The organism is Nostoc sphaeroides, from assembly GCF_003443655.1.
Lineage (GTDB): Bacteria > Cyanobacteriota > Cyanobacteriia > Cyanobacteriales > Nostocaceae > Nostoc > Nostoc sphaeroides.
The window spans coordinates 6,132,994-6,156,983 of record NZ_CP031941.1; the positions used below are offsets into that span (position 1 = coordinate 6,132,994).

Genomic DNA, 23,990 nt, shown 5'->3' on the forward strand with positions numbered 1-23,990 from the left:
TAGAGACGCGCCATGGCGCGTCTCTCTCTGTTTTCATTGGCGTGAAACAGGTTTTTGTTGTCCAAACCCGTCAAACAATTCGTTGAGTTTAACCGTAAAGCCTAAATACGCGCCTCCTGCAGAACGTGTGCCAGAAAAATCCCGATCGTCAACTTTTCCAAACACATATCCAGCCGAAAGGCGCAGGTTAGGCGTGAGGTAATAACCTGTTTCCACCACAAACCCTGTTTCGCTGTAGTTAGGCTGACTAATTACACGAGCCTCACCCACCAAATCCCAGCTATATCCCAAACGATAGGTAGCGCGTAATTGCGCCAGATTTACTGTGCTAGTACCAGCTAAATCACTGGCTATGTAAGAAGTACTGTTACGCAAAGCATACTTACCGTAGAATTCCCATTGCCAGTTAGGAGCGTAAATAGCTTCTAAAGCAAAAGTATGGTCTTGGGAACCCGTACCACTTCCTAACAGGATGGTGTCAGGGATGGTTGCTGGATTTTGGCGATATTCATAACGCAATAAGGCATTAAATTTATCGCTATTGGGGTCGCGGTAAGCTAAACCTAGCTTCAAGTTAGCAGTATCTCCCAATCCTGAAAGCTTTTGATTGGAAGAACCAGCTTGTTGATAACGTACCAAAGCTGTGAGAGACTGAGAAATTTTACCCGTAGCACCTGCGGTAATTACTGTATTGCTACCACTAGAAGAAGAACGATGTTCATAACGGGCGCTAGCTTGAAACTGTGGATTATCAGAGTATTCTAGCCCCACACTGTAGCTATCGCCACCATCAAAGCCGATCGCAGATGCTGATTGACCAACAGCGAAGGGTTGGGCATATTGTTGGCCTGCTCCAGTCCGTCCGAAGAAGTTGCCAAATACGTGTTCGTAAGCTAAGTTCAGCCGCAATCCCGAAGCAATAGTCCAACGATTATTTAGACCGATCGCTCCTTGAGTAGTCATTTCATTCGCACCACCCAAAATTGAGTAACGACCGGTCAAAGTAGTATCTGATCCGAGTTTATGTTCACCGTTGACACTCAAACTGGTGATGGAATTACCCGAATATTGACCGCTAGTGTAAAACTGTTGGGCCAGACTGATATTTACACCAGGAATTGCTGCCCAATTTAACCCGAAAATAGTACGGTCTGGGTAAACAGTATCTTTTTGAGAAGATAAACTTAGTTCATTTTGCGCCTGAAAAGTCAGGTTCTTCGCAATGGGAACCGAAAAACGCGATCGCAGTTGATCAGAAGTACTACTTAGGGCGCTGTCGGGGATGCGGTCTTCTCGATGACGATGAATCCAATCCACATCAATAGTAGCTTTACCCAGACGTTGTTGAATCCCGGCGGAAATCGTCGTCAGCGAATTATCAACTTTGCTCCCAGGTGTCGCTTCAGAACGCGGTGTAAATAGTTCTTCAAAGGTATCTAGCGGTTGGGGAGCAATGCCAAAATTGTCTTCGTGGTCATATTGCACTCTGACATTAGTGGTTGAGGCCAGTTTAGCTGTAACCTGCGCTCCATAACGAGTTTGTCCTGGGACAAAGCTGATAGTAGCATTATTGGCAAAACCCGTATCAGCAAAGCGATAATAGGCACGACCTTGAATTCCATTAGTAATCTGTCCCTCAGCTTCCAGGCGGAACGCTTCACCGCTAACCTTTCCCATGACATCAGAATCATTAGTGGAATGGGCATATTCTGCAATTAAGTTACCCTGATTACCCAAAGAAATCAGCGCATCTGCACCGTAGAGTTGAAAGTCACGCACACCCTGATTTTCTTGGACGTAAGTTGCTCCGATCCAGCTTTCCTGGTTCAGCTTGCGGGAAAGGTTATATTGCAAACGACCAGCATAGATATTGCTATCAGAATCTTCGCTGTCGTATTGATAGCTAACAACAATCCGGCGTACCAATACTTGTCCGGTTTGATCAATATCAGTGCGGAGAATGGGTTCACGGAATAATAATGTGCCGCGATCGTAGTCAATTTCGTAGTCTGGGCCTCGGTTAAGCTGTTTGCGTTCTAATACAGTCCCAGGACGATTGAGTTCTTCTAACTCGATAAAAACATTTTCGCTACCTGGTTGTAGTATTCTGCGAGAGAGGAAATAATAACCACTAGTGCCATCAGGAGCAATGGTATCCCGTTGAAACCCTTCTAAATGGTTGGCATACAAACCTGTAATTTGTAGGTTCCCTAAATTGTAGTTAGCCTTAAAACCGTGAAGTTGACGGGTAATAGAAGTAAATTGCTGCGATCGCCGCGCAAATTCTTCTGTGTTGTAGTCCCCCCACATGGCATAATCAGGGGAAGATCCGGGGATACCAGTTGAGCGCTCCAAACGCAGATATACACTGTCAATGGAAGGAGCGACGACATCAACTTTCGAGCTATCACCATAGACAGGATAATTTTGCTCACTGGATTGGTAAGTTCTAAACAGACGATTATCGCAGTTGCAATCTTCATTGAGGCTACGAGAACTGTTATATGCACCTGTAAATAACCATTCCCCGATCGCACCAGTGGCAAATACTGCTGAGTGGAAATCTAATTGCGTGCCGTTGTCTTTGTCAGGAGGGAGGAAATCACGGAAACTACCGTAATAATTTGTACCTCTAGCGCCCAAACGTAAATCTATTACCCCTGTCACCAAACTCGGACGCAGTGCCGTTTCAAATTGTAGTTGAGTAAAGGCTTCCAAATCATTAGCGATCGCCCGAATTCGGACAGTTTCGGACTTGAGTTGCGATCGTAAAATCCCTGTAAATTGCCCCGCTTTCGCCTCCACTTGAAATCCTGCTTCATCGGGTTTGAAGTCTTTCCCGACAAACTCCCCAGCAGTGGCGATCAAAGTGACCACAGCATCACGATTAGAGCGATTGCCACCTGCATCGATGAGTTGACCCCGAATTGTCGCTGTGGAACGTCCATCTGCCGGGATACGAGACTCAACAGTTTCTAAAGTTAGTTGCTGTGGCGCTCCCCTGACTGCAACTTGCACGGTTACAGGGGATTCTTCTCCTCCAACTACTTGTGCAGAGATGGTATTTTTACCTTCTTTTAACGAGACACCATACCATGTCTGCGTTACTAAGTTGGTGGTAGCATCACTTTCTGTCCGTCCCACCAAGGAAGAATCTACCAACACGCCATTTACCCGCAATTCCACCTGGCTGCCAACGGGAAATTGCACAATAACTGTGGTAGCTGGTACATCTACAACGCCCTCAGCCGTCGGAGTCAAAATTTTAATTGCTGTGGAAATGGCGGGAGTGGGGGACACGGGAAGATTTTCATTCACCCCTTGCCCGTTCTCTACTCCTGCTATTTTACTTAAGCCTCTAGGTAAACCTACGGTAGTTGCTGGTTGAAATGGTTGTATTTGCCTTGGAGAAGCTTGCAACTGTGTTTCGGTGTCTTTGCGTCCGTCGTTCTTGATTCCGGCTATTTTGCGTAAGCCTCTGGGTAAACCTACGGAGGTTGCTGGTTGAAATGGTTGTATTTCTGTTTCACTTGGCTGGGTATCTGGAATTGAAGTACCAGTAGTTGGTGCTGAAGAAGTTGAGGAAAGTTCTAACGAACTTCCCAAAAGATGGGGAGAATTCAAAGCCTCTCCCCTACAAGGGGAGAGGAATGGAAGTGAGGTTTCCAGATCCAGTGAAAAGTTAGGATCTTCAACACCCTTATCTACTTGCGAAGGGGAATCAGAAAAAAAGAGATTTTCATTGACGGGTTCTGCTTTGACTATTGCAGGATACAAAATAAGGCTGAGAGCTACTACCGGCATCGCCCCCATCAACTTCAAGTTAAATGTATTTACATAGTGCAGTCTAGGTTTCATTTCTTGACTGGCTCCTGAAAGGCGGGGGTAACTGCGAAATTCATGCGTACCAAGCCACCAGGCTCTAAACGCACTAGACGAGATTGGCTATTCCGTTCGCGGAATTTGTTATTAGGAGCCAGAGTATAACCGGGTACACTGCTGAGGTCTAGTACACCCGTATGGTTTCCTGGTAAGGCATTGGCTAATGAAAACAAACCATTCGGATCTGTGGTGATGCGGTTTCCATCCTCCAGAAAAATCACCGCATTTGGGACTCCAGGCTCACCACGCTGTTGTTCACCATCAAAGTTTTTATCAACAAACACGCGACCGATGATTGTGCCACAATCAGAAACGATTCCTGGACGAATTTTTAACTGGTGGGTTGCTGGGCCATCCTTAGTGCTAAAACCGTTGTCAGATCGTCGGGCATTAGCGATCGCACTATTACGACCTGTCCCGCGCAAAGCATCGACTGTTAATTGAGCCGCGTAGGCAATATTCAAGACTTTCTCTGTACGAATTATTACATCCGTGCGGAATGTTACCGTGTTTCCATTGCGTTCTGAGGTGATAGCGATCGCTTGACCATCCAATTCTCCCCGCACAGATTTAGGCAAGAACTGGAATCCTAAAGGTAAGTTGTCGGTGACAACTAAATTATTTAAACCAGCATCAGCGAGATTCTTTACTGAGAGGCGGTAGATTACTGTATCTCCAGGTTCAGCAGTAGCGCGATCGCCCGTTTTGATAATCTGCATCTGATTGGGTTGACACAAATTTGTACTGAAATCAAAGGCAAATAACTTCAGTGCTTGGGTTTCAGCATTGTTAACTAAAACAACCGTATCCTCAACCCTTGTCTCGCCTACAATACTAATTGGCTGACCATCTAAAGAAGTAGCGACATAACGCACGAGATTATTACCTTCAGTGCCAGTGCTAGCAATGATTTCAATCTTGATGCGTCGTTGTTTAAAGATAGAATTTGCTGGTGGATTGACTACAAAAATGTAGCTTCTACCTGGATTAGTTTGACCCTTGTTAGGATCAAGGAGGAAATTGTAAACACCCGCAGGGTTATTGGTAATAAAATAGGGATTACTATTCTCGATATTTGGCGATTTGCCACCGGAAACCTTGTTATTAGGAATATCAGGCAACTCTGTTCGAGTTAGAGGCACTAAGCTTGCCAATTCTGTCCCTGTTGGATCGCTGGGATTAGGTTCGTATACTCCAACTGAAAAACCTGTATAGTCAGGTAAAAGTTGTCCAGCGCAACCTAAAATCCGCCCTAATGGGTCAACTAATGGGTTAGGACTGACATTAAGCTGACTAGAACTTCCTTGATATTTATAATTACTAGTAGAATCTGTATAAGTATAAGTAGCTTGATTTGTTAATGGCACAGACGCAATCAGATTCTTAGTCTGTTGCGCGATCGCTGGTAGAGGTATAGTAGTATGCAAAACACTTGCCAGAAGAACAGTAGCCGTTAACCTTTGATACCAGCTACTGCTAGAAGTAATTTGGTTTTGGTTTTGAGAACGGCTCACTGGATATATCTCCTCTGGAATGCCAGACTTGTTATTAATAAAAGCACTGCTTCATTTAGGGAAATATAAATTATTAAATGGTACTTACTAAACATTGTCCGAATTTAAATATGCTTTATTTTAATTAGTGAAATATTGCATAAAATTTGTTCTTGGTCATTTACTAATTACAAAGGACAAATGACCAAGGACAAACCTAATTTCAATCAGCGCACTTGGGTTTGATAAGTCGTCTTAACTGTTGTCTTAGCTGCAACTAAAGGAACTTGCAAACGGATATGGGTGTAAACATTTGCTGGTGCTGGTTTTGTTTCCACTTTGCCGTCAGGAAGAGTAACTTTAACAGTAGGATTTTCGACAAAGCTGCGCCCGCCATCAATGCTGTAAGTAACTTTAGTATTATTAGCGGCAAAAACTGATTTAAGTACGTATACCATTCCTTTGGGAATAGGTTGATTAAGAACCAAATTTTTCACTGGGCGATCGCTCTTATTCTCACTGGTCAAGGTATAGCGAAGCACATCTCCTGGTCGCACCACAGCTTGACCTTTCAAAGGTTCCCATTTCTTACTTTGCTTACCTTGTTGATCCTGTGCCACCACTTGCTTTTCTGCCTCTAAGCGCAACTGTAACTGGCCTTGAGGTTTGACATTTTGAGCGATCGCGCTTGTAGAATGCCATAGAGAAGCCATTCCCGGCACTTGACTGACAAATGGTACTGTAGCAATGAGTGCGATCGCTCCTAAAGCTGCCATTGATAAACGTTTCATCTGTATTACCTGCTAAAATTGATTGGATATTTGCATTGAACAAGGGACATCTTTTGATGGAGATGTCCCTCATAAATCATTTATCGTTAGTTGTTGAGGAAAACCTTACGTTGGAAAGTAAATGTTCTTACCTCTCCCGGTGTAACGGCGGTTGTAGCTTTAACTACGTATTTTGTAACATCATTATTGACTGTTGTACCTTGTTGGTCAGCAGCAACATTTGTGGCAGGACTACCACTAAAGAAAGAAATATTCGCATTACCAGAATCTTGAGCGGAATTCCGAATGTTTTGGGTATCAATTTTTTGGTCGAGATCGTTATCCAAAGCCCAGTTATTACCTGTACCACCGATAGTGCCATCTTCAGTGATACTTACATTGTTGGCATTAAGGATGATATTATTGTTACTTCCACCTTGAGGATCGGAAATATTCGTGTACTTAACTCGGTACTCAATGTAATTGCCAGGACGAGGGGCTTTGTCAGTAGTACTGAAGGTATCTTGACCAGCCGCGATATCAGGCCCATCTCCTTTAAGGATGCGTGATTCTTTGACCAGTTTTAAGAAGCCAGTATATACCCGGTTAATGGTTGTATTTCTGGGTTCGACAGTTGCATCAGTACCAAGACCACCAGTTGTATCATCAATAAAGGCGGTGATGGGTACAGGGAAGCCGCTTAGTGTATCCGTAGAAAGTGGAGTACCATCGGGTAGGTTCACTTCCACACCGTAGGTGACACTACCACCCGGTGTGATGCCAGCTAGAGTTATGTATTTAGATGTAGCGTCAATATTCGTACCACTTGCAACAGTAGTTCCAGACAAGAATTTCTTATTCGCCTCGTCCCATACATATTTTTGGGATAGGGCTTGATAGGTAATGGTGACTACAGTGCCGGAGGTTAGACTAATGGGAGTACCATTAATAGTACCTGTGGGAATCAGAGAGATATCGCTTGCCAGAGCACCGTTATTTTGGAATGTATTAGTGAAGGCCACTGCTGATGGGTCAAATTTGCTAGTAGGTGCTGACTTATCTAATGGAACCAAGGATGATTTGTTAGTAAAATCATCATCATTGCTAGTTGGGCCAATAGCACTTGGAACATTTAATGGCCCATTGAGAACGGATTTGTTACCAACAATATCAATCGTAAATAAGTTGACTTCACCACCAGACCCACTACCACTGTTATTGTTACCAGCGTCAGTACCCGCAGCGTCGATTTGACTCTGGTCTAATAGATAACCGTCATCTATATTAATGGCAGGGATAGAACGAGGAATACCATCTCCGTTGACATCAGGCCCAGGAGGAGTTGAACCGTTGTAGTTACTAGGACTTTGGTCGCCAGATTCGTCGTAAACTAGCAAGTCGTTAGTAGAATCAGCGTCATTATCCAAGGTAGCACCAAATACTTGGGCAATATTTGCTACCTTCAGTGGTGCAGTAGGAGTACCTATAACAGCAACTTTCACCTGGAAGCCTGTCACTGTCGTACCAGGAGCAATATTACCGTTAAAAATGAAACCAATACGGGTGATGGTAGTTTTGTTTGTTGTGGGTTGAAGAGTAGACCATTCCGTTACGGTAGTATCATTAGCCTTATTATTTTCGGCTGCAATTGTGCTGTATACTGCTGTCCAACCCGCAGGAGCCTTAACAACACTATCAAACTGGGTATCTTTAGGAATTGCGTCAGAAATCAAGACGCGAGAGGCAGGATTACCATCAAGTTTGATTTGAGTACCTGTCAGGCTTCCGGGAGTAATTCCGTTACCTGTGGGGTCTGTGTCCTCAACTCGCAAGCTCAAATCGTAAGTAAGCTTGTCGTCAATAATACTACCAATTGTGCCCGCATTTTCGTAGGCACTACGGGTTTTGAGCAATGTAGCTAAAGCATAGGTCTTGATGGATGCATTCACCGTCGCCTGTACGGTAGCACTGGCTTCACGTACACCATTAACAGGATCGCCTAGAATATCACCGTTGTCTGTACCAGTGTTGTCTACGGTGTAAAGGTCACCACCACCGGATTCCCGTAATACGTTTTGAGCATCGCCTTGAGTGTCACCAAGTACAACGCTAATAACTTCTTTATCCTGTGCACCTGAAACCACTTGTATGGGAACCCGAACCAGTACAGATTCACCAGGCTTAATTGAACCTGTTGTGACATCTCCAATAATGGGTGTCCAGCCTGTGCCATCGACGAAGTATTCAACGTGTTTTCCTGTCTCAACTGCACCAGGCCCAGTAATCTTGACTGTATCAGGAACTCGGAATTTGGTAGGGTCGTTACCAACGTTGGTAACCTTGTAGCTGTAGTACAGAACGTCGCCTGCATTAATCTTAGTATCGGTGTTGGTATCGGTCTTAAATGTTGGACTACCAACAGCCGTCACAGTGATACCAGCTACTTCTGCCACGGTTATTTTAACAGTGTTAGAGGTAGCATTTATAGTTGTCCCAGGTGCGTTAGGATCTTCGTAGGTCGCTGTTGCCGTGTTGCTGATTTCTTTACCCGCAGCCGTACCTTCAGCTAGTACAGGTGCAAGAAATTGGAAAAGGCTACTAGTTAATAATGCAGTTGCTACTAGAGATTGGTAGGTCTGGCGCTGCTTGTTGACAGATTTGTTTCGGTTTACCATAAAAATAGTTTGTTTATTTGCTGAACTTGTATCTTGGGTTTTGAGACAGGATAAAGTTCGGCAATTCTTTAAAGAATTACCGATTAGACGAGCCAAAACGTTGATGTTTCGGAGATGTCTATTTGAGGAGTTAACTTATTGACACTCCTGAAAAACTAGATTGAGGCAATAGGCAGAAAAGTCATTGCTTACTTGTTTGACGCTTAACGTTGATTATCAAAGCTAGCGATCGCAAATACGGGTAACTTACTACTGTGTTCTGCTGAATCTTCGATATAAATATTAATGTAGCTTTTGTAGCCAATAAAGACTTCCGTGGAAATAAGTAACTTCTTTAGCGATGAATTAGTGCATCAAAGCTGAAAGATCAGCTTCATTTTGGCAACACACATAGCAATTTTAGGGATTTCATCAGAGGTTAAAAAGGATAAAACTTATATATAGCAATACTTTTGAACGTCTGCTGTCATCTGTGTTTACTACTTGGTAAAGTGATTGAAATCAAAAATAGAAGGTTAATTTAAGTGATATAGATCACTCAAAATTGGGTAGTAATTTCAATAAATGCAAATTCATCATAGATTAAATGCAATTTAATCATATCAATAATCAGTGTTAAGACTGAGTATATTGAGCTATTTTCTAATTTTTTAACAAGTATATTCTACGTGCAAATACTAGCTTTAACGTTTACGTATATAAAAATTTTACAGAAATAATTTTTACAAATACTAGCAATACCCGACATTTTTAGTCGGGTATGTTTGACTGGTATTTTTGCTCGTGTTAGTATCAAACGACAGCAGACAGACAAACCCAGAAAGACAAACAGGGAAAGCTAGTTTATGACTCAGGCAATCAAAACCCAAACCCAAACCCAAACCAGCACTGCCTACTTTCAAGCCTTGAAGTGTAAGGAATGTGGTGCGGAATATGAACTCAAAGCCAGTAATGTTTGTGAGTTATGTTTTGGCCCTTTAGAAGTCAAGTATGACTACAACGCCCTCCGTCTGACTGTCACTCGTGAAACAATTCAAGCTGGGCCCAATTCAATTTGGCGCTATCGTCCCTTTTTGCCTGTTGCAACTGACAATGTAATAGATGTGGGAACGGGTATGACTCCCTTGGTTCGTTCTCACCGCCTTGCCCGTCGCCTGGGTCTAAATAAGCTTTATATAAAAAATGATGCCGTTAATATGCCCACCCTTAGTTTTAAGGATCGGGTAGTTTCAGTTGCTCTATCAAGGGCGCGAGAGTTGGGTTTCACTACCGTTTCTTGCGCTAGCACTGGTAACTTGGCAAATTCTACAGCTGCGATCGCAGCTCATGCCGGTTTAGACTGCTGTGTATTCATCCCCGCAGATTTAGAAGCCGGTAAAATTATCGGTAGCCTGATCTATAGTCCCACTCTGATGGCCGTCAAGGGCAACTACGATCAAGTCAATCGTCTCTGTTCAGAAGTTGCTAATACACATGGCTGGGGTTTTGTCAACATTAATCTGCGTCCTTATTACTCTGAAGGTTCCAAGACGCTAGGTTTTGAAGTTGCGGAACAACTAGGTTGGGAACTACCGGATCATGTTGTTGCTCCCTTGGCTTCTGGTTCACTCTTTACAAAAATATATAAAGGGTTCCAAGAATTTATCGAAGTTGGTTTGGTAGAAAACAAGAGCGTCCGTTTCAGTGGCGCTCAAGCTGAAGGTTGTTCACCTATCGCCCAAGCCTTCAAAGAAGGACGCGACTTTATTAAGCCAGTAAAACCGAATACAATTGCTAAATCATTAGCGATCGGTAATCCAGCAGATGGCATTTATGCTGTGGAGTTAGCTAAGAAAACTGGTGGTAACATTGAATCAGTCAATGATGCAGAAATTATTGATGGCATCAAGCTGCTGGCAGAAACCGAAGGCATCTTCACAGAAACAGCCGGCGGTACAACCGTGGCCGTGCTGAAAAAACTGGTAGAAGCTGGCAAAATTGATCCAGATGAAACGACTGTGATTTACATCACCGGCAATGGTCTGAAAACTCAAGAAGCAATCCAAGGCTACGTTGGCGAACCCTTGACTATTGATGCTAAACTAGATAGCTTTGAACGTGCCCTAGAGCGATCGCGTACTCTGGATCGCTTGGAATGGCAACAAGTCCTCGTTTAATTATGAGTTATGAGTTATGAGTTATGAGTTTTTTTATTCCTAACTCCTAACTCCTAACTCCTCACTCCTAACTCCTCACTCCTCACTCTTCACTTTGTACTTCTATGGCTGTAACAGTTTTAGTTCCGACGACTCTTCAGAATTTGACTAATAACCAAGCTAGTCTAGAATCCAACGGTAACACCATTGCTGAATTGTTGGACTCCTTAGAACAAAGCTTTCCTGGGATTAAATCGCGGTTGTGCGATGAAGAAGGGAAGCTACGCCGATTTGTAAATTTTTATGTCGATAGCGAAGATATCCGCTATTTAGATGGTATTAATACAGCATTGAAAGATGGCGATGAAGTAAGTATTGTCCCAGCTGTCGCCGGTGGTTAATAGAGAGAATACTAAATAAAGTAGAAATCTGATTAGACAAACCTTTGAGAGACAGAGGACGGCTAACCCCCGTCCTTTTTGTTGTTTATGCTATTTCTGACTTTTCACGGTATCTGGAAAACCTCACTTCTATTTCTCTCTCCTAAAAGGAGAGAGACTTTGAACGCATCGCGGCAGTCCCTACCCTCAACTCTTAGTAGGGTAGGGATCAGAGCGGGTTATTGGAACGAAGTGGAAATAACCAATCCATATTTATTCGATTGGCGCATCTTGATCTTTAATGTATTGTTTTAATTTGTCGATTGGTGCGCCTCCACTTGACGCAACATAATAAGAGCTAGACCAAAACAGGGGTTTCCAGTAAAACTTGTCAATATGTTCTTTAAATTCTTTGCGAATAACCCTACTACTAGCAGACTTTAAACTAGAAGTGAAATCAGAAATATTGTTATCTGGATGGTAGTCTACCAACAAATGAACGTGGTCTTGTTCACCTGAGAATTCTATCAAAATACAATTAGTTTTAATGCAAATATTTGCAAAAATCTCATGCATCCTTTCAAGGATTGGTGCAGTAATTACCTGTTTGCGATATTTGGTAATAAAAACAAAGTGCAAGTGAATAGAGAAAACAGCATGTGACCCTTTGCGAGGAAGCATTTGACAAGTAACCGTGTCTGATGTATTCTGACTAATATACCAGATTTCGGAGGTTTACCCTGAGCGTAGTCGAAGGGAAACAAAAACATACTGTGGCAACAAGACGAATGACCTTTCGTTTATACCCAAATGAAAAAACTGAATTAACATTGCGGTATCACCGAAAGCTCCACAAGGACTTGTACAATGCCGCAGTAAACAACAGATTTAACCAGTACAAAATCTATAATCACAAAGTTGATTATTTTGAGCAGCAAAACTGTTTACCTGCGTTTAAAGAAGTTTGGTTAGAATATAAAGAGCTTCCAAGTCATGCACTACAAGCAACTTTAAAACGTGTTGATTACGCCTTTGAACGTTGGTTTAAGGGATTGGGTAAACGACCTAGATTTAAATCAATTCGGCATTATTCGGGATGGACTTATCCAGATTGTGCAGGTTTTAAGCTAGAGTCAGACGGAGAGAATGGGTATTTGGGTCTGTCTAAGATTGGGCGTATTCAAATGCGTGGACAGGCTAAATATTGGGGCAAACCAACTACTTGCACCATTCTTTATCGTAATGGTAAATGGTACGCCTCAATTACTGTCAATGTATTAGACCAAGCTCTCAAACCAGAGATTCTACCCTGTGGTGCTATTGGTATTGACTTTGGATGTAAATCTGCTTTATCAATTACTGATGGTGAAAATCACCAACAAATTGATGCTCCCAAGTTTTTGAGGAATGCAGAACATCTAATCAAAAAAGCATCTAAGGATAAAAGACGTAAACGTGCGCCGAATAGAAAGAAAAAAATAAAAGCTTCTAGACGGTTTAAAAAAGCTCAATTAAAGGTTAGTAAACTTAACCGCAAAGTTGCTAACCAACGCCAAAATTGGGTACACCAAGTTGCCACACAAATAACACGCAGTAATAGCATGGTGGCAACTGAAACTCTAGTTGTCAAAAACATGACTAGTAAACCTAAAAAAGGCTCTTCGCATAAACAAAAGGCTGGACTAAATAAGTCTATCCTTGATGTTGGATTTGGAATGCTACGCAACGCCATCAAATATAAAGTAGAACAAATTGGTGGTGTATTTATCGAGGTTCCAACCCGCCTTGTAAAGCCTTCTCAAACCTGCCCTAAATGTGGACACCAGCACAAGAAAACACTCGATATCCGAGTACATGAGTGCGGTGTTTGTAGTTATCGTCAGGATAGAGATATTGCTGCTGCCCAGGTTATGCTTTATTGGAGTAAAGGGAATCTGCCGGGGTCAGGAACTGTCCTCGCAGACGCAGAGTCGTCTAGCTCTACTTCATCCACCAAGGCGCGAAAGCAAGCTGGAAGTATGAGGCAACTAGGGGCGAAGAAGCGTCAGAAATCTCAAAGCAACTTTGCTAAAAACAAGCTAGAGGATGCAGAAACCTCTAGCTCAAGCGAAGCTAGCTAGAGGTAGTTCATTATTCCCCCTTCCCTGGTAGGGAAGGAGGTTAGGTCAATCGTTAGCTTTTCCACATAACGTGAAAAGTCAGATGCTATTTGGGGTCACAAGACAGAAAAACAAACCGCAATCGCGCAGCGTCTCGTTAGAGGTTGTTTGAAAAGTAGTTAGCTGTGATTTTAGACACTTATTGATCCCCCCTAACCCCCCTTAAAAAGCAGGGTGGTTTCATACAACGAGAGAAAAAACTAAAACTGGGTTTCAAAGCCTCTCTCCGTTTCGGGGAGAGGTTTGGAGAGGGGTCAAAATCTATGGTTTGACAGCCTGTCTTTTGACATAATTTTACTATTACAGCAAGAATACTACTTTGTGACTGTTTTTACTTGGTGTGAAAGAGAACGTGAAAAAGGATTTTTCGTTGCTAACAGTAGCTTTACCGAGTTTACTGATAACGTTTCCTGGCTTTGCAATTGAGAGTGAAATTAAGCAGAGAAATACTGATAAATCAACCGAAGTGATTTCAGATATTTCGAGTTTGAGTGAAATCGAGCTACCCGCCACTAATGCCGAATTATTAACTCAACAATCTGCACCGAATCAAGTTAATCCAGAAACTCAGCTAGAAACAGAGCAAACTCCGAGCGATGATGCAGACATTTCTATAGAAGTGATTGCAGAACCAGACAACCTACCTCAATCTACTCCAACTTACGTAATTGATCAAGAAGAAATTCAAAAGCAGGGCGCTACAAGTTTAGCCGATATTTTGAAAAGAATGCCTGGTTTTGCAATCAATGATGTCGGACATGGTGCAGACATTCACACAGGTACATACTACCGGGGAGCCTCAATTAATCAGTCTGTATTTTTGATTAATGGCAGACCAATTAACAATAATGTCAACACTTATCATGGTGGAACTGATTTAAATAGCATTCCTGTAGAGGCTATTGAACGAGTGGAATTATATAGCGGTACAGCCTCCGCTTTATATGGTTCTTCAGCCTTTGGGGGAGTTGTAAATATCATAACTAAAGAAGGTTATGGCAAACCTAAATTGAGCGCTAGTGCAGAATTTGGCTCATTAAGTTTAAATAATCAACAAGTAACTTATGGTGGTTCATCTGATAATGTCAAGTACAACTTTAGCTTTGAAAGATTCTTTACAGATAACCGTTACCGCGTCCCTCTAGGTGCAGCAAATCGTGATGAGCAGGGATTTCTATCAAATGCAGACACAGCTACAAGTACTTACTTTGGTAGCATTGGAGTAGATTTAGATAAGAAAAATTCTCTGAATGTAGATGTTACTGCACTCAGCAGTCGTCGCGGTTTAATTTATTTCGGTTTTCCTCTCCAAAGAGATAGATTAGACCACGATGGTTTAAATGTTGGCTTATCTTGGAAAACTCGACTAGGTAATGGGGAAAGCTCTAATCTTACAACCTCAATTGGTTATAACCAAGATTATTTTAGCACTTATGGCCCTACAGGAGCATCATTTTATCGTAGAGGGTCTTTAGATACACAACAACTCACAGCCAGAGTCGATCATGAGTGGAAAATTACTTCCAAGAATAAATTGCGTTGGGGATTAGATTTGAAAAACACCGATTTAATCGGTGATGTTTTGAGTACAGATCCTACTAGGATTGCCGAAAACGAAAAGGAAGATCGGAGTTTGTTCAATACGGCTTTATTTGCTGTCAATACTTGGAATATTGGCGATGATTTTCTGATAGATTTAGGGCTAAGGCAAACCTTTGATAGCCAGTTTGGAAATTATCTCAACCCTAGTGTTGGGTTACGTTATGCTGTCACACCAATAGTAGCAGTGCGGGGAAGTTGGGCAGGGGCACAACGCAATCCTGGGTTAGATCAGTTGTATGTTTATGATACGGTTCATGGTTGGAGACCTAATCCTGATTTAAGCCCGGAAACTGGCTCTAGTTGGAGTGCGGGAGTAGATGTCAATTTTTCGGAAAATCTGATTGGACAGTTTACTTACTTTGGTAGTAGTATAGGCGATCGCTTGGGAGTTATCGCCGGAAAATGGGAAAACATTGGATTAGTAGATACCAATGGTTTAGAGGCAGCATTGCAATTAAAAATTGCGGCTGGCTGGTCAACTTTCCTCAACTATACTTATACAGATTCCCAAATAAAAACAGGCTCAGAAAAAGGTCTACAATTAGGTTTGATTCCCTACTCTGTACTTCAAACTGGTGTAGGTTATGAAAATGCAGGATGGCAGGCTAACTTGTATGTTACCTACAATAGCGGCGCTCGTAGATCCATCTTCGCTAACTCTACTGACAAGTCTACAGATTTTGCACCATCTTTCATGAATTTAGATTTCACGGGTCGTATACCTTTAACTACCAATTTAGGATTGACAGTTTATTTAGAAAATCTACTCGGTGAGCAATATGAGCGAGTTAATCGCATCTATAGCCCTGGATTCACTTTTCGTTTGGGTTTAAGCGCTAATTTTTAGTTACAGCGCTTCCTGCTGTTATGAAGCTATACAGTTCAGTTAAGCCTAAAACTCAACTTCTACGTAGGTTGGGTTGAACTTTAGTGTTACCCAACAAATTCTGATAAATGTTGGGTTTCGTTCCTCAACCCAACCTACGCAGTTTAAGGTTTTTGGCTCTAACTGAACCGTATTGGGCTAAAAACCATATCTTTCGTAAGGGCACAGCATTGCTGTGCCCCTACAGCATGGTCTATGTACGTAGTTTACCGCACTTCGACAGGCTCAGTGACCACCGTAGGCATCGCAGGATAATTAAGAAAAGTCTGAAATAGCCTATTTTAGGTAATGCACATCACGATACACTTGTACAGTGCGTAAGTCCTAATTATGCAAAATCATTTTCATACATGGAATAAGCAACGCCACTTTTTGATTAAAAAGATATTTTTATTGGTTTTGTACCCAATCAGCTATAAGTCAATACAGTTCAGATAAGACCAAAACACTTGTAGAGACGGCGATTTATCGCGTCTCGAAAACCCAAAATTTTTGCCAGTCGCCCTTAACTGAACTGTATTGAGCTATAAGTATCTGTCAAGATTTAAGTTCAATAATATTTATCGATAAGCAGAATTAAAAAAGAAAAGTACTCCGCAGAATGCCGATAGTCACTGAGTCACTATCTGGCGTCTGACCAGGCTCCAAGATATGAATTATTCCTGGTGTAATACTGATGTTATCTGTTAGCTTAAAACGATAAAATGCCTCGATTTGAGTGGTCGTCCCTGGTTGTCCACCTGCACGTCCTAAACCAGTATTGACAAAATCAGGAACATTATTCCCTACAGGTAAGTTGCTACTGGTGATTTTAGGAGGTTGACCAACATAAATTCCCCCCAAATTTCCTTTAGCAAATAAATCAGGGAAATTCATAAACACCATATAATTGGTCGTCTCTACATTTCCCGATTGCCCAGGAATGTAAGATTTAGTATAACCACCCCATGCACCTGCGCTAATACGGGATGAAATTTGCCAAGTTACAGTCGCACCCACGGCGTTAGTTTGCAACGGTGCTGATTTTCCGGTAGTGGTATTAACTGTAGTTAAGCATTCATCGCCAACAAAGGTTAGTAAACAACCATCCGAAGAGTAATTGTTAACGTAGTACAAACTTAAATCTAGAGTATCGGTTGGTGTTAACAGCAATTGCACACCTGTAGTCGTGGTTCCATCAAATAAACCGCTACCTTTACCGGGATTTCCTGGTTGATAACTAGTATAAATTGCCTGCAAACTAGCGCGTTTAGCAAATTGCCAATCAATAGCTATACCACCGTGACCGTATCCCATATTTAAAATTGGGTTTCTTTGGGCAAAATAAGACAACGGCCCTGTTGCAGCACTTTCTACCCGATTGGGGCCTCGGAAAGCAGCTGGCATACTTACGCCTTCTGTTCCCACCATTACTGCTAATTTATCTGTTACCAGCCAATGAAAATTGAGGTCACTTACAATCAAGCTATCTGTAGGAAATTCGTAACCAAGAAAAACATCATTCCGAGAAACACTATTGGTAAATCTAGGTGTAGTTTTTCCATTACCATCTAAAAGACCTGTAAATAAATAACTACGGGGAGTGATTTGACTAGTTAAATATAGTTGCGCCAGGGACATAACATTAGTGTTTGTCCCCGCATCATTTGTATCTTTTTGTCCATCTCTAGGATTCACATCACCACGATTGCTAGTCCGTCCTTGAATGCCAACTATTAGTAGTCCACTGAGTTTGGTTGTTGTTGAGAATTGGTTGGCTTCGATTTCGGCAGTTCTGGCTTCTAAACTATCGACACGACCCCGCAAAGTTGCTAATTCAGGGGCAAATTCTGACTGCAATTTTTGTAATATTGCTAAATCTTCGCGGGTGACTAAATCGCTGGTGGCTGTAGTGATTAATTCGTTGACTCTATCTAAACAAGCATTCACACCGGCGGCGAATTCATATCGAGTTAAGGCGCGATTACCGCGATAGTTGCTATCTGGATAGCCAGCTATACAACCATAGCGTTCTACCAAAGACTGTAATGCTTGAAATGCCCAATCGTTGGGTTGTACGTCCTTGAGTTGAGAAACCGATGTAACTTGCGCCATCGGATTTACTGGGGAGAGGGAAGAAGAATTTAAATCTATACTGTCCTGCGCCTGAGTAGTTCCTGTGTACTCTTGTGCTAGTGCTTTTTGTGCAACTCCATTTACTGCCGCAATTAGTAACCATGCGAGCATCCAAGTTTTGCTATGACTGCTGTTAACAAGTATACCTTTCAACTTTTTACACTCTGCTCACATACTTAAGTGACAAGTGTATTCGCTATTGTCTAGCGTTCACATGGGAAAATTTACGTATTTTGTCCCAAATTAGACTTAATCTTTCTGGGCAACTTATCAAAGCGCGAGTATAACAGGGTATTAGGGAATAGGGAGTGGGGAATGGGGAGTGGGGAGTAAGGAGTAGGGGAGAGGTTGCATTAAGTGTTTCCCCTCTGCTTCTTGTGCCTCTTGTGGTTCTTGTGTCCAATGCCCAAAAATATCCACTGGATTGATTGAAAACTAATATGCTAAATCGTTCACGCAAGCTGACGCCAAAAACCTCTAAACAAAATAAATCTCATGCAGGTATGGTGAAACGCATCGTAAAAAAACCCCAGAAAAAGCTAAAACGGGGAAGTTGGTCGTCGTCAATGCTAGCGATGTCTACGACGGGCTGCGCCTACGCAATTCTCTTAAGTAGTGCTAGTCTAATTATGGCTTTGGCCTGGATTAGTATTCTCTTCATCTTCAATCCTGACCAGGTAAGCTGGCTAAATAAAATTTTACCTACATGGGCACAAATCCCCCTTGGTAAGCACGAACGCCCCCAAACTCTCAAACAAATTCAACTCGATTTGAGTCAAAAAAACCAAATATTTGGGGAAACTCTGCCTTTACATCAAAATGCGGAAGACTCCTTTTTATTGCCAGTTTTTCAACAGCGTGCTAATTGTCAATCTGATTGTAAAGAACTCGTTGAACTCAGGGTTTATGAACGCTCAGAAGAGTTAGAGTTTAAATCTCAGTCAGAAAATTACTACTATCTAGCAACTCAATTACCTGTAACTGGGCCAGATGAATCCTTTGTGATTTCTGCCTCACTTGATGGGACATCAGAACCCCAGGATATCAGCATTTCCCTACCTTTAACTGAAGTGCAACGCTTTGAAGACGGGACACCATCACCAGGTGTTTGGTTTAATTTGCGGGGTCAACGTCAACAAGGAACTGGTGCGTTCGTCGCAGACGTTGGCGCAGCCATCGCCTACGGTCACGTTGTATACTACAATCCAGAACGCACAAACTTACTACAAATGTTGTCGTGGACTAGTCCCAATGGACAATTACCCAAATGGCAACAGGTAACTGGTGATGGTACAAAAGAGTTAGTTATTGATCAAACTATAGGTTTAGAACCGCACTTACAGGTTTACCAAGTCAAGCCTCTGAAGTTATTCCTCAAACCAATTCAATTGGAGGCGATTACCCTCAAATCACCAGCCCTCAAGGATTATGCATACCAAAATGCCCTGTCAATTGCCCGTAATGGACTGTGGACACCAGCCTTTGGATGGTTGAATTTCATCAAGAAACAGCACAAAGGAGTTTTACCAGAGGCGGCGCAAGCCCAAATGGATTTGATTGGCTTGCATTCCCAATTTACTAAAACCCAAGCCCAGAAAAATTGGGCAAGTCCTAGTCAAGAAGTGCTAGCAGATTTAATTGATGGTCGTTGGGAGAAAGCTTTAGAGGTGTTTGAATCGTCGCCAAACAATGCCCAAGAAATTGCTACCCTACTCAAAGCTGATAAAAAACGGTTGTGGAATCGCACGGCGGCGGCGTTGCGGGTGAACCCAAATAGACGAGAGTTGCAAGCTTGGTTCGCTTTGATTTTAGCAGTTCAGCAGGGAGAAGGACATGCTAATTCTTGGTTGAAGGCGCAACCAAAAATTACAAAAGATAATCTTGCCTATATTCAAGGTTTGTTAGCAAGACTTAATGGTGAGGGTGCATCGCAAATATCCTCTACTCACCCTAGTCAAATTGTCGGTACAGTCCGACCAATCACTCAAGTTACTAACACAGAATGGCTGCAACCAAATTCCTCAGCAGACTTGAAACTCACAGATAACCAATGGTATCAGGTGGAGGTGAGTGCATTTAATGACGGGAAACGCTGGCTAAATTCCCCCTTTGAGAATTTCAACTTACCCAAAACTGACGCTGCCAAATTTTTGTGGAAAACTTTGGGAATCACTTCTGACCCGGAAATTCAAATTGTGGTCTGGTTGCCAAATGGAGAACAACAAATTACTATAGCCGCTATCAAAGCGGTGCAACTACGGGGTAAAGTTTTACGCCTATTAGCTGCTGGCCCAAAAATCCCAGAGAATCAAAACGATGTTCTCCAACCCAAACCTTTAGCTTTAACAAATGCAGCGCTGGAATGGGTACAACCATCTCCCATTACTCTACAACAACTGCATCAACAAAATCCCCAAGGGGTGAAGGTAATGTTATCGAGTGTGTGGAAATCTTTACAGCAATCTGATGAAGTTCCGGGTGGCGCTATTCCTAGTTTTGAGCAGATGCAGGAAAAGTTGGGTGATTGGCCGGTTCAAGTGATTGATTTAACAAATAACGGTCAACCAGAAATAATACTGACTATTTCAGCAGGCGCAATAGCATCGTTGAATCAGCATACACCTGAAATTCAGGGGGAAAACCCAGAGCAACGCCGTGACCGGACTATAATTTTGTCTGATAGCAATGAAGTTATTTACACTGATTTTACAGGAAATAACTTACAAAGACTATCTGCCTTGGCCAAGCTTTCAGGGGTGCAATCCTTAGCTTTATTAGTCGAAAATGCTCATAACTACAGTTTGAGGCGCTGGTCAGAGACAAATCAGGGCTTTGAATAGCACGCCCCTCAATACGGTTCGGTTAAGGCAAGAGACGCTATAAATCGCCGTCTCTACAGAGGACTGATTATTGTAAAGACATCGATTTATCGCGTCTTTGCGATTAGCGGCGTGTCATTAAAAAACCTTATCCGAACCGTATTGGCACGCCCCTTGCTCAAATTTACTCCTCACTTAAATTTAGATTAGAGAGGGGAAAACCGAGGCCGATAGCGTTCGCGCAGCGTCTCGTAGAGAAGCGGTAGCGAGTCAGACGCTCCTGCGTCGCTAACGCTGCGCTATCGAGCGTCATAGCCCGTCGTAGACATCGCTATCTTCAAAACTGAATTATTCTTTTTGGTTGGTTTCGGCTAGACGTTGGTGTTTCAGGTTTTCCAACTGCTGCAACAGAGAGTCTACCTCTGCTTGTAAATGCATCAACTTAGCTTGCTGATCGTCTTGATAATAAGACTTGGTTAACTTACTGACCCAGTTAGCCTGGGACTCGCGATCGGAAACACTAGGTAAACAAGTAGGCATCGCTAATTAAATCCAAAACTTAACTCACACCATTAGAAATATTATAATATTGCTTTTTTAAGCTTTATTAAATTATTATATATTTTCAATCAATTACTCTAATGGATTTCAGGTTAAATCATAAGAGACAGCGATTGTAATGGCTGTGTTCCTGAGAAAACATTGCCCCAAGTGTGCAAAGCTTCTGTCCACTTGATGGTACTTAGCAATACTTAATTGATAGCCTGCCAATTCTAGTTGTATTAATTATATAGCGGTTCTCGTTTACGTGAGGTACACCCGTAAGGGCACGGCAGTGCCGTGCCCCTACACCTTGCAATATAATCTTGTACCGCATCTGAATGGGAATCGCTATACTTGCTGTGATTGAATAATTTACGTAAATAATTCCCTGTAAATTATATTAAATTACGCCAGATTAGGAAAAATGCACTTGCCGTTAGTGTAGAGTCTTTGTAGCACTTTGTGGAAGCAAGCTACGCGCAACGTCTTTATCAAAAGAAGGATAAACCTACCCCAAAGGAAAGCTGACAATTCAGGTTATCTGGAAAACCTCACTTCTATTTCTCTCATCCTTTAAGGAGAGAGACTTTGAATTTTCCCCCTTAGAGCGACGAGTTGGGGGTTAGGGGGTTAGGTCAATCGTTAGCTTTTCCACATAACTAGAACTTACGCATTGACAAGAAATATCAAATATTATGGATAAAGGTTAAAAACCATATCTTTCGTAAGGGCACAGCATTGCTATGCCCCTACAGCATGGTCTGTTTACGTAGTTTACCGCACTTCGACAGGCTCAGTGACCGCCGTAGGCATCGCACGATAATTAAGAAAAGCCTAAAACAACCTATTAATCGTTTATGCACATCATGATGCATTTGTACAGTGCGTAAGTTTTAATAACGTGAAAAGTCAGAAAGTAAAAGTAGGTTACTGCGTATTTTAAGTTAAAAAATGGCGACGATTAAAGTGGTAAAATACACATATAATACGTTCGCGGAGCGCATTGCACAAAAGTAGCTTTTTGCAAAGTAGAAACAAGTGTTTCAGAGAGTACTTACGTAAGCCCTATAAATTTGTCTATCATTTTTCACTTTGTCAGCATCCCCAGGTCGCCCTGGCGGTTATGATAAACTGACATTCACATAAAATAAAAATGGGAAAAATCAAACGCCTGCACCACAAAAAATAATATTCTTACATAATATTCATTTTGGAATTAGGGGACTATTACTGGGACAAGACAAAGAAAAATTCACTTTCTTCCCCTTCCCCATCCTGCACTTCCCTATACCACCCTTTCTAAATATCCAATCCAATACATTAATAAATTTTAAATCCCGTGACTTTGAGCCTGTCTGTTGCTAAATCTCATCGCCAACCCTGGCCCGGACTGATAGAAGCCTATCGCCAATACTTGCCTGTTAGCGAAAAAACTCCGATTGTCACTCTGTTAGAGGGTAACACACCCCTAATACCAGCGCCTGCGATCGCAGAACGCATTGGCAGACAAGTACGGGTTTTTGTAAAATACGACGGTCTTAATCCCACCGGCAGCTTCAAAGACCGGGGGATGACTATGGCAATTTCCAAGGCTAAGGAAGAAGGCGCGAAAGCAGTAATTTGTGCCAGCACAGGCAACACCTCAGCCTCAGCCGCCGCCTATGCAAGACGTGGGGGGATGAATGCCTTTGTACTGATTCCCGATGGTTATGTGGCGCTGGGCAAATTAGCTCAAGCTTTACTGTACGGGGCAGAAGTATTGGCAATTAAAGGTAATTTTGACCAAGCGCTAGAAATTGTCCGCGAGATGTCCGAAAGCTATCCGGTGACTTTGGTGAATTCGGTCAATCCCTACCGCCTAGAAGGGCAGAAAACAGCAGCATTTGAAGTTGTTGATGCGCTGGGTGATGCCCCAGACTGGTTATGTATCCCCGTGGGCAATGCGGGAAATATCACAGCATATTGGATGGGCTTTTGTCAATACCATCAAGATGGGAAGTGCGATCGTTTACCCCGAATGATGGGATTCCAAGCCGCAGGTGCAGCCCCCTTAGTGACCGGTCAGCCAGTAGCAAATCCCGAAACCCTAGCGACAGCAATTCGCATTGGTAACCCAGCGAGTTGGGAGTTAGCTGTTGCAGCCCAAACCGCAAGTCAGGGACATTTCCACGCCGTTACCGATGCCGAAATTCTCGACGCTTATCGACTTTTGGCAGGATCAGAAGGTATCTTCTGCGAACCTGCTAGCGCCGCTTCTGTAGCCGGGTTATTGCAGGTGAAAGACCAAGTTCCTACAGGGGCGACAGTGGTTTGTGTTCTTACAGGTAATGGTCTAAAAGATCCAGATACAGCTATTAAACACAATCACAGTCAATTTAAACAGGGTATTGCAGCAAAATTGGGTGCAGTAGCCGAAGCAATGGGATTTTAAGCACTCTGGAACTAAATGCGATCGTAATAGCTAATTGAAAAATTGCGTAGGCAAACCCCACCAAAGGTATCACAGCCAGGATTTTTCAGTCTGGGAAGTG

13 protein-coding genes are annotated in these 23,990 nt (G+C 42.5%); 6 read left to right on the plus strand and 7 right to left on the minus strand.

Translation table 11 applies throughout. The features are described 5' to 3' along the window. Positions 1 to 33: 33 nt before the first annotated feature. From D1367_RS27450 to D1367_RS27465, 4 genes are all read right to left on the minus strand, one after another. On the minus strand, positions 34 to 3,858 hold the full coding sequence (locus D1367_RS27450; RefSeq protein ID WP_118169971.1) for a TonB-dependent receptor: 3,825 nt from the start codon (positions 3,856 to 3,858) through the stop codon (positions 34 to 36). After that, complete coding sequence (locus tag D1367_RS27455) at positions 3,855 to 5,396, minus strand: DUF11 domain-containing protein (protein WP_118169974.1); 1,542 nt, start codon at positions 5,394 to 5,396, stop codon at positions 3,855 to 3,857. The genes D1367_RS27450 and D1367_RS27455 overlap by 4 nt, the downstream gene beginning before the upstream one ends. A gap of 206 nt (positions 5,397 to 5,602) precedes the next feature. Continuing rightward, positions 5,603 to 6,166, minus strand: a complete 564-nt coding sequence (locus D1367_RS27460; protein ID WP_118169976.1) for a DUF11 domain-containing protein — start codon at positions 6,164 to 6,166, stop codon at positions 5,603 to 5,605. 86 nt (positions 6,167 to 6,252) lie between these two features. Further along, positions 6,253 to 8,820 carry a DUF7925 domain-containing protein gene (locus D1367_RS27465; RefSeq protein WP_118169979.1) on the minus strand — a complete coding sequence of 856 codons (2,568 nt, stop codon included), beginning with the start codon at positions 8,818 to 8,820 and terminating at the stop codon, positions 6,253 to 6,255. An 845-nt stretch (positions 8,821 to 9,665) separates the two neighbouring features. Here D1367_RS27465 and thrC (D1367_RS27470) point away from each other — a divergent pair. Further along, positions 9,666 to 10,976, plus strand: a complete 1,311-nt coding sequence (gene thrC, locus D1367_RS27470; RefSeq protein ID WP_118169981.1) for a threonine synthase — start codon at positions 9,666 to 9,668, stop codon at positions 10,974 to 10,976. A 104-nt stretch (positions 10,977 to 11,080) separates the two neighbouring features. Further along, entirely contained in the window at positions 11,081 to 11,356 is a 276-nt protein-coding gene (locus D1367_RS27475; protein WP_118169984.1) for a ubiquitin-like small modifier protein 1, read from the plus strand. Positions 11,357 to 11,608: 252 nt separating this feature from the next. Here the strand turns inward: D1367_RS27475 and tnpA are convergent, their stop codons facing one another. After that, positions 11,609 to 12,016, minus strand: coding sequence for an IS200/IS605 family transposase (tnpA, locus tag D1367_RS27480; RefSeq protein ID WP_118164924.1), 408 nt, complete (start codon positions 12,014 to 12,016; stop codon positions 11,609 to 11,611). Between the two features lie 107 nt (positions 12,017 to 12,123). On the opposite strand from tnpA, the gene D1367_RS27485 reads away from it, so the two are divergent. Both D1367_RS27485 and D1367_RS27490 read left to right on the plus strand, forming a co-directional pair. Then, a complete protein-coding gene (locus D1367_RS27485; protein WP_118164919.1) occupies positions 12,124 to 13,455 on the plus strand; it encodes an RNA-guided endonuclease InsQ/TnpB family protein in 1,332 nt (443 codons plus the stop codon). A gap of 391 nt (positions 13,456 to 13,846) precedes the next feature. Next, complete coding sequence (locus tag D1367_RS27490; RefSeq protein ID WP_118169986.1) at positions 13,847 to 15,943, plus strand: TonB-dependent receptor plug domain-containing protein; 2,097 nt, start codon at positions 13,847 to 13,849, stop codon at positions 15,941 to 15,943. Between the two features lie 615 nt (positions 15,944 to 16,558). Here D1367_RS27490 and D1367_RS27495 read toward each other — a convergent pair. Then, entirely contained in the window at positions 16,559 to 18,208 is a 1,650-nt protein-coding gene (locus D1367_RS27495) for an iron uptake porin (RefSeq protein ID WP_118169988.1), read from the minus strand. A gap of 329 nt (positions 18,209 to 18,537) precedes the next feature. Here D1367_RS27495 and D1367_RS27500 point away from each other — a divergent pair, with 329 nt between their 5' ends. Continuing rightward, the gene (locus D1367_RS27500; protein ID WP_181984983.1) at positions 18,538 to 20,937 is read left to right on the plus strand and encodes a hypothetical protein; all 2,400 of its coding nucleotides are present in this window, start codon (positions 18,538 to 18,540) and stop codon (positions 20,935 to 20,937) included. Positions 20,938 to 21,264: 327 nt separating this feature from the next. Here D1367_RS27500 and D1367_RS27505 read toward each other — a convergent pair whose 3' ends face one another. Further along, positions 21,265 to 21,456 carry a hypothetical protein gene (locus tag D1367_RS27505; RefSeq protein ID WP_100898035.1) on the minus strand — a complete coding sequence of 64 codons (192 nt, stop codon included), beginning with the start codon at positions 21,454 to 21,456 and terminating at the stop codon, positions 21,265 to 21,267. Between the two features lie 1,342 nt (positions 21,457 to 22,798). Here D1367_RS27505 and thrC (D1367_RS27510) point away from each other — a divergent pair. After that, on the plus strand, positions 22,799 to 23,890 hold the full coding sequence (gene thrC, locus D1367_RS27510) for a threonine synthase (RefSeq protein ID WP_118169994.1): 1,092 nt from the start codon (positions 22,799 to 22,801) through the stop codon (positions 23,888 to 23,890). Positions 23,891 to 23,990: the final 100 nt, after the last annotated feature.